At 65.4% G+C, this 7,059-nt stretch carries 6 protein-coding genes and 1 pseudogene; 2 read left to right on the top strand and 5 right to left on the bottom strand.

The features are described 5' to 3' along the window. Positions 1-452: 452 nt before the first annotated feature. Both ACZ5CW_RS41075 and ACZ5CW_RS41070 read right to left on the bottom strand, forming a co-directional pair. Positions 453-881, bottom strand: a complete 429-nt coding sequence (locus tag ACZ5CW_RS41075; RefSeq protein WP_468610929.1) for a hypothetical protein — start codon at positions 879-881, stop codon at positions 453-455. A gap of 434 nt (positions 882-1,315) precedes the next feature. After that, a complete protein-coding gene (locus ACZ5CW_RS41070) occupies positions 1,316-1,864 on the bottom strand; it encodes a hypothetical protein (RefSeq protein WP_468610927.1) in 549 nt (182 codons plus the stop codon). A gap of 254 nt (positions 1,865-2,118) precedes the next feature. On the opposite strand from ACZ5CW_RS41070, the gene ACZ5CW_RS41065 reads away from it, so the two are divergent. Further along, complete coding sequence (locus tag ACZ5CW_RS41065; RefSeq protein ID WP_468610925.1) at positions 2,119-2,376, top strand: hypothetical protein; 258 nt, start codon at positions 2,119-2,121, stop codon at positions 2,374-2,376. A 645-nt stretch (positions 2,377-3,021) separates the two neighbouring features. Here the strand turns inward: ACZ5CW_RS41065 and ACZ5CW_RS41060 are convergent. After that, positions 3,022-3,258 (bottom strand): hypothetical protein, encoded by a 237-nt coding sequence (locus ACZ5CW_RS41060; RefSeq protein ID WP_468610923.1) that lies wholly within the window; start codon positions 3,256-3,258, stop codon positions 3,022-3,024. Between the two features lie 761 nt (positions 3,259-4,019). On the opposite strand from ACZ5CW_RS41060, the gene ACZ5CW_RS41055 reads away from it, so the two are divergent. Next, complete coding sequence (locus tag ACZ5CW_RS41055) at positions 4,020-5,168, top strand: hypothetical protein (RefSeq protein ID WP_468610921.1); 1,149 nt, start codon at positions 4,020-4,022, stop codon at positions 5,166-5,168. A gap of 321 nt (positions 5,169-5,489) precedes the next feature. On the opposite strand, the gene ACZ5CW_RS41050 is transcribed toward ACZ5CW_RS41055, so the two are convergent. Continuing rightward, entirely contained in the window at positions 5,490-5,780 is a 291-nt protein-coding gene (locus tag ACZ5CW_RS41050) for a hypothetical protein (protein WP_468610919.1), read from the bottom strand. Between the two features lie 592 nt (positions 5,781-6,372). Next, a pseudogene (locus ACZ5CW_RS41045) lies at positions 6,373-6,744 on the bottom strand (P-loop NTPase family protein); the annotation flags it as partial. Positions 6,745-7,059: the final 315 nt, after the last annotated feature.

Here is a 7,059-nt window from a genome sequence, read left to right as displayed (position 1 = left end):
GGGTTGTGGTCCCGCTCCGCGGGAGCGCTGGCGGCTCGCTGCGCTTCCCGCGCAATCTCCGGACTGCGTCCGGAGATTGACGCTTCCTCCGCTGCGCTTCGGAAGCGGAGCCGGCTGGGCTTCGCCCTGCCGGAGGCGGCCTCCGCTGCGCTCTGGCCGCAGTGCCTCGCACTGCGTGCGAGGCAACAGGCCACGCTCCGCGTGGCCTGGGCTGGCAGTGGTAAGGGGGTTGGTCAGGCGGGTCGAACCTGCTGTGCCGGCGGAGCGGTCCAGCAGGCATCACAATTACTCAGGCCAAGCGCGGCTGTCTGGCCTGAGTACCCTTACCATTGTTGCTTCAAAAAATATTCTGGCTCAACTCTGGAAACTACATCACACCCCCAGAGCGCATCAAAAATCAACGCAGGAGGGGACTGAAGCACTGCTTCAGTCCCCTTTGGGTGGCACTCGGATCAGCTTGCGCTGTACAGAGCCAGGAAAGCCTGCCCGAGCCCGCTGGCGGTGGCTGTGATCGTGGCTGCCCGCCAGATCGCTGCCTGGACCGTGCTGTTGTCGTAGAAGGCGAGCAGCCCGTAGACCACGCCTGCTACTGAGGCCAGGAGCAGGATCAGGCAACTGGCGCCTCGCTGCGGGCACATCAGCGTGGCCAGCATCAGGGAAGCAGTACCGAAAAGAGCGATACCCGCCCTCATCGCCGCCGCCGGCACCGAATAGCGCGGACCGGACGGGACCGACCGGTCCGACCGGTGCAGAAAACCGGCCGCCAGGGCAATAAGAACACCAATTGTGAGTGATACAGCGATATGCAGTGGACGGGGAGCCCCCGCCTTCTCCACCGCTTCCGCGGCCGCCACGACGGAAGAACAAAAACCTTCCCTCATCCTGCTCTCCTGGTCCTCGACTCAATTACTTGAAGAGCAGGCTTTCTGTTGCACGATTCGCAAGGAAGACCAATTAGGCATTGCGTAGAAATACGCAACACTCATTGCCAGATGCAGACGCCCGCAACGGCGGCGTAAGTGCCTCTAGCTGGGCGAGGAGGGGGACGAGTGAGTGCAGTCGAGAGGGAAAGTGAGCTTCCGTCACGAGCAGCTTTGGCCTGCGGTCAGAAACTCAAGAGATCTTCTTAAGGCAGGAGGATCTTTCCCAGGGCCAGGCGGCCAAGTAGCTCGCGGTCTCCCCTACGCGGCTCAGCCGCTTCTTCTCCGCCAAAGAGAACACCATCGCCGCCAAAGAACATGCGGACGCACTGGTACGTCTCGTGCGTGGCAGAGGCGCGGAAGTCACGGACGCCGAGGTCGCTGAACTGCATGAACTACGTCGCAGGGCCCAGAAAGCCAGCTCCAGCCGGGACGACCGCATCGCTGTGCTCCAAGAGCAGGTGCAGAGCCTCCAGGCCGCGGTCGGTACCTTCCAGGGCCGCGTCCAGGACGTTGAGAGTGTCAACGCGCGCCTCTTTGAGCGTGTCGACAGCCTTTTGCAGCGGGTCCAGGCCGAAGAGGCCCGAGCTGATCTGGAGCGTTGGGGACGTCTCGTCGAGCGGGGCCGGCGCGAGGAGGCCGAGTACCTCGCGGCGTGTGCCGAGCTGAGCCTTGAACAGGCCGCTGCCCACCTTGAGGCCCGGAAGCAGCGGGCCGAGGCGCAGGCACAGGCTGGGCGGGCTGAGGCCGAGGCTGATGAAGTTTCCGTTGAACTGGAGCGGGCCAGGAAGCAGTTGGAGGCGGTGGCGCAGTACGCCCGGGGCTCCGAAGCGACGATTGACGCGCAGGCGGAGAAAATCGGGGCGCAGAGCGAGGAGTTGCGGACGCTGGGAGCGGAGCTTCAGGTTCTTCAGCGTCAGGTGCGAGCGCTCTCCAGGGAGCACCGCTGGCCAAGTGTCTGAGCGTGTTGCGGAGTGTGCAACGCAGGTCGGCGCCTCCGCTGCCGGTCGTTCAGTCCCGAGGCCGAGGGGCACTGGTTCGAGCTCCGCGGGCAGCGTGTCTCAGTGGAATGGCTGGAGGGAGCACTACTCTCGGCCGCCCGAACAAGGAGTCCGCCGGCACCCGTCGCATACGGCCCCGCATCAGCTTGCCGGAACTGCGGGTGATCCTGGCATCGACCAGTTACCTATCTCTGCACATGTCGATCTACAAGGCCATGCGGGAAGCCGATCCGGGCCCCTCCCTGATCGTCCTCATTCCCGTCGGTGCCCTATTTCTCCTTATTGGCACATTTGTGCGGGTGTGCGCTTTGGTAATCCTTTCGGGTTCAGAGAGGTCGTGCCCAATATTCTATTTCATCTTTTCGGCGGGAATCGCCGCACCTGCGGGCGTGTACGGCATCCCGGGACTGCAAGAACTAGGAAAATTCATCGCGGTAATCATCGGGCTCGCCTAGACATCCGTGAGTTTCTAGCACTTGCAGGACTGCTCCTCGGACGCTGAACCACTTCCACGCGGCTGAGATAAGATTCGCTTCCCGTAAAGGAGAGGGTCTCTGGAGGCTTCATCAAAGCACTCGGAGCACAAACTCTGAAACCGTTCGGGGCGGCCACGTGCGAACAAAATCGAGATTCCTGGGTGAAGTAATCAGCGCTGCCACATGGCATGCATCGTGTCACTGCGCAAAATGCGTGCGCTGCCCCGGCATCACCCCCTCGTGCGGGCTGTACCATCGTGACTCCTAGGGGGTGGGCTGATGAGTTCAGCACGGCGGGACAGTCCTCCGCCGGGACCGGAAGCTTTGGCCTACGGTCAGGCACTGAAAAAGATCTTTGCGAGGCAGCTGGAATCCCAGAATCAAGTCGCCTCTCGGATTCCGGTTCATCCCTCGCAGCTCAGTCGGTATCTTTCCGGCCTTCTCATCGCGGATCAGCCGCACGTCGACCGGCTGGTTCACATCGTGCGCACCAGCGGTGCCGAAGTCACCGACGCCGAGGTCGCCGAGCTGCACAGCCTGCGGCGGGCAGCTCAGGGGGTGAGCAGCCGGCACCAGGATCGTGTGTCTGTCCTTCATGAGCAGGTGGAGGAGGTGAAAGCGCAATTAGGCACCGCCCGGGAGCAGGTGCAGGACCTTCGCGGTGATAACAGTCGGCTGGAGGAGCGCGTTGATGTGCTCCTGCAGCGGGTTCAGGAGGAAGAGCGCCGCGCTGACCGCGAGCGTGGTGTGCGGGTCAGGGAAGCGCAGCAGCGTCAGCAGGCGGAGCAGCAAGCTGCACGGGCTGAGCAGCAGGCCGAGCAGGCCCCCATGCGTCTGGGTGAAGCGGAGCGGCTGTGGCACGAGGCGCAGGTACGGGCCGAGCAGGCGGAGCTGGAGGCGGGTCGGTCCGCCACGGCGCTGGCTGCGGCGCGCCAGCAATTGTCCGCAGCCGCGGACTACGCCAGGGACTCCGATGCGACGATCGAGGCGCAACGGGAACAGCTGCGGCAGCTGCATCAGGAGGTCGCGGTCTTGCGACGCCAGGTACGGCAGCTCAGCACCGAACGCCGCGACCCACCACCGGAGCAAGCGGCCGTGCCTCGAGGGGCCCGGCCTCACTGGGCACCCGTTCCTGCCGGGCGGAGCACACGGCCTCCGACTGCCGGGCTAGGGGGCGGTGAGCAGCGCCGGAGCACTACAGCCTGGCCCTACCCATACGCGGCGTCTTCGCCGGCGGGCAGTGCCGGCACGTATTGCTCTGGCATGCCCGACTTCGACATGGAAGGGGTGTGGCCAGACCCGCAGCGCCCGATGCGGCTGAAGGCCCTCCAGAGGTTGATGCAGGACGTACGAGCAGCTGCGGAGCAAGCAGCCCAGGCACACGGGCAAGTTCCTCAAGACCTACCCAGGCTCTACCGGACACTGGCCAGACACGGAGACCCGGATCGTTGGGCGCAGCGTGAGGGAGCGTCTGCCACTCCTTGGTTGCTCCCTTCGGTACGTCACTGTGCATTCCCAAGACGCAGATTCTCCGCTTGCTGCGCATTGATGAACACCAGGCAGCGCAACTGCGGGAGTTGGGTAGGCTCTCGCTCCTCACAACATGGTCACTTGGAGCCGCCGTGGCACAGCAGGCAGAGCCTCCGACGCCCGAGGCAGCTGCCTACGGCGCGCAGCTGAAGAAGATCTTCCACCGTCAGCCCCTGTCCCTGACTGCGGCGGCTCCCCGGCTGAACACCGACAAGTCACGCCTGAGCAGGTACTTCTCGGGCAAGGCCAAGGCCATCGCCGACGAAGCCACAGCTGACGCCATCGTCGCCTTCGTCCGGCAGACCACCGGCGTCACCGACGAAGAGGTCGCTGAGCTGCACCGCTTACGCAGGGTGGCACTGCAGGCCAGCCCATCCCAACACCACCGCATAGCCGCCCTCGAAGAGCAGACGCACGAGTTGAAGGCTCTCGTAGCGAGCTGCCGCAGCCGGCTACTGATGGCGGAGACATCGAGCGGCGAGTTCGAACGGCAGGCCGAGCGTCTCGTGCAGCAGCTGAGAGACGAGGAACAGCGCGCGAACCAGGAGCGCGACAGGCGAGAACAGGCCGAGGAACAGGCTGCACAGGCGCTGCGGGCCGCCGAGGAGACAGGAACGCTTCTGGGAGAGGCGCACAAGCAGCTGGCTGCCGCGGCACAGTACGCGCACGAGTCGGACGCACTGATCGACCAGCAACGCGAGCAGCTCCAGCGGCTGCACCGCGAAGTCGAGGTACTACGTCACCAGGTACGCCAGCTGTCCCAGCGGGAACAGACCGCCCCCGCCACTGCCCCTGTTGCGGTCGAAGCAACACAGGTCAGCGGCCTTCCCGAAGGCAGTGTGAGGTCCCGTCATGCCGCCGACGTGGAAGCGCACAATCAGCAGGAGCAAAGCAACAGACCGTCCCCTGCCGCGGCTGCCCCCGTCACGCCGGCCCGCACCGGCATTCCGCTCAGGGAGCCCATTCGGGGGGCTGTCGCCGCAGCCATCATCGGGTTCACCATCATGGTCCTGGACGCCATCACTCTCGTCCTCTACTTCGACCACGACCTGGCCGCACACTCACACCTCGTCAACGCACTGCGCCACAGCCCCGTCATCGGCGGCGCGGCACTGCTCACCTCGACCCTGGGACTCATGCTCTTCATCGGCGGCATCACCGCCCGAGTAAGCCCCGAAACCTTCAACACAAGCGGGTCGAGTCACCCACCAGCAGAAACAGGCATCGCCACATGGGTCTGAAGAAACCCCCCATACAGAGGGACGGGGGGCGAGGCACGCCTGCAACTTGCGCACTCACCGCGTCGGCGAGGAGGACTCGACGTGGATGATTCAGATCCTGGAGCGGGGCGGAACACCCCCGAGTCGGCGGGGAGGACTCCGGCCTCGGGACTGGTGAGGCCGCATGTCTTGCTGTCGCGTATTGGTCGGTCTATGAAGACCGTTGCCACGCTCGGTAGTCGCCCCCGTCATGTCCCCACACCTCTCATCGTGGAACGCAATGAGGCTTCGCGGGAAACGATCCCGGTCGAGTGTGCGGGGCACGCTCGTCGTCAGGAGTCCTCAGCGAGCCCTACCCGGTAGGAGTTGCGTGTCCACGTCCTCCCGCAACTTCACAACCAGCTCAATGAGCTTCTCGCCTTCCAACGGCAGATCCTCGTCGGTCAACTTCATCAGGTGAACCCGCAGCGGCTCTTCTGCGACAACGAGGGCCCTCGCCAGTTCCTTCGACCACTCCCCCGCACCATCCGCAGAGGCTTGAGACGTCGACTCCCCAGCCTTCAGCAAAGCGGTGAACACCTCCCGCTTGTGCATCTGAAAGGCGGCGAAACGCGTGTACTCACCCTGGCGCATGTCCGCGTCAACCTGCTTCTGTACGTTGTGCCTATTCGTCCAAGCGGTGACAAGGGAGCCGGAGATCGCTGCCGCCGCTGTGATGCCGCCGACAGCGACGGCTGCCCAATCGGAAGGTATGAGCGATCCTCCTCGCGCAGGTCGTATAGGGACAGTCTGGCTCCCCACCCGTCCTACCGCGCTCGGACTACCGCCAATCGAGATGCACGGGGGAGCGGCTACGCCGCACGACCCTTCGCTGCCACACCCGGGGGCGACAGCGACACCGGCCGTCCAGTGCGGTGTCGGACGAACAAGCGGGTCACGGCACCTGGCCGTAGGTAAGAACACCGGAACAGGCACTACCGCTAATGGCTGCTCGCTTGTCGCGAGGCCGTCGGTGCAACCCCGAACATGCCCACCGGCGGCGCGGCATCGAAGCCGCCGCCCTCTACGCCCGCGAGCACGGCGACCTGCGCGTGCCCTTCACGTACCGCGTACCCGCCGTTGGTGGCGGCCAGAAGCCGGAGGTCGAGGGGTGGCCGGCCACGCACGCGTGGTTCCCTCTGGGGCAGTGGATCGCCGACGCCCTTCATCGCCCGCGGTGACATGGAGCGATCGGCTTGGTGGCGTGCCGGGTGAGGGTTTCGCCGAACGGCACGTCCAGGTAGTAGCCGTGGGTCGGGCCGCGGTGGTCGGCGCGCAGCTGCGCGAGCGTGTCGCCGTAGCGGTCGGCGTAGAGGATGCCTTCGACCACGACGTGGAATCCGGCGTCAAGGGCGTAGCGGGCGGTCAGGTCGAGCAGGCCGATGTTCGCTGCTCCCGGCCGGTCGCGCTCTCGGAGCACGATGCGGCGGAGGTTGTCCTGGCCGACCAGGGCCAGGCCGCGGCCGAACCTCTCGCGCAGGCCGGCCGCGACGGACGACTTCCCTGAGGCGCTGTTGCCGCGCAGGACGACCAGCCGGGTTTCTTCGGTGCCCACCATCACAGCGGTCACGTTATCGACGGCCGGTGACAGCGCCGGGGGCGTTCCGGGACGGGGCCTGCTTCGACGCCCGGACGGGTGACTTTTCCCTCGCGGACGCGAGCGGGTATCGAAGCGCATACGCACAACTCGCGCATGTTTCAAGGCCACTTGATACCTACCTCATCCAGGCATGGCCGGCACCCGCCCAGGACGCGAGAGTGCTGCGTCAGACGGACAACTACGGAGCCAGTGTCCGAACAGGCTGACCACCGGCCCCTGCCGATGCCCGGACACCTGCCCTCAACGACAGCGCCCCCCGGCACCGGCCCTTGA

The organism is Streptomyces sp. NPDC031379 (genome assembly GCF_055569615.1).
This window is presented reverse-complemented; position numbering and strand designations above follow the sequence as displayed.

What these genes read in the sequence shown, in the direction of transcription:
- ACZ5CW_RS41075 (WP_468610929.1), bottom strand. Translation starts at nt 881, where the DNA reads ATGAGGGAAGGTTTTTGTTCTTCCGTCGTGGCGGCCGCGGAAGCGGTG.
- ACZ5CW_RS41065 (WP_468610925.1), top strand. Translation starts at nt 2,119, where the DNA reads ATGTCGATCTACAAGGCCATGCGGGAAGCCGATCCGGGCCCCTCCCTG.
- ACZ5CW_RS41050 (WP_468610919.1), bottom strand. Translation starts at nt 5,780, where the DNA reads ATGCGCCAGGGTGAGTACACGCGTTTCGCCGCCTTTCAGATGCACAAG.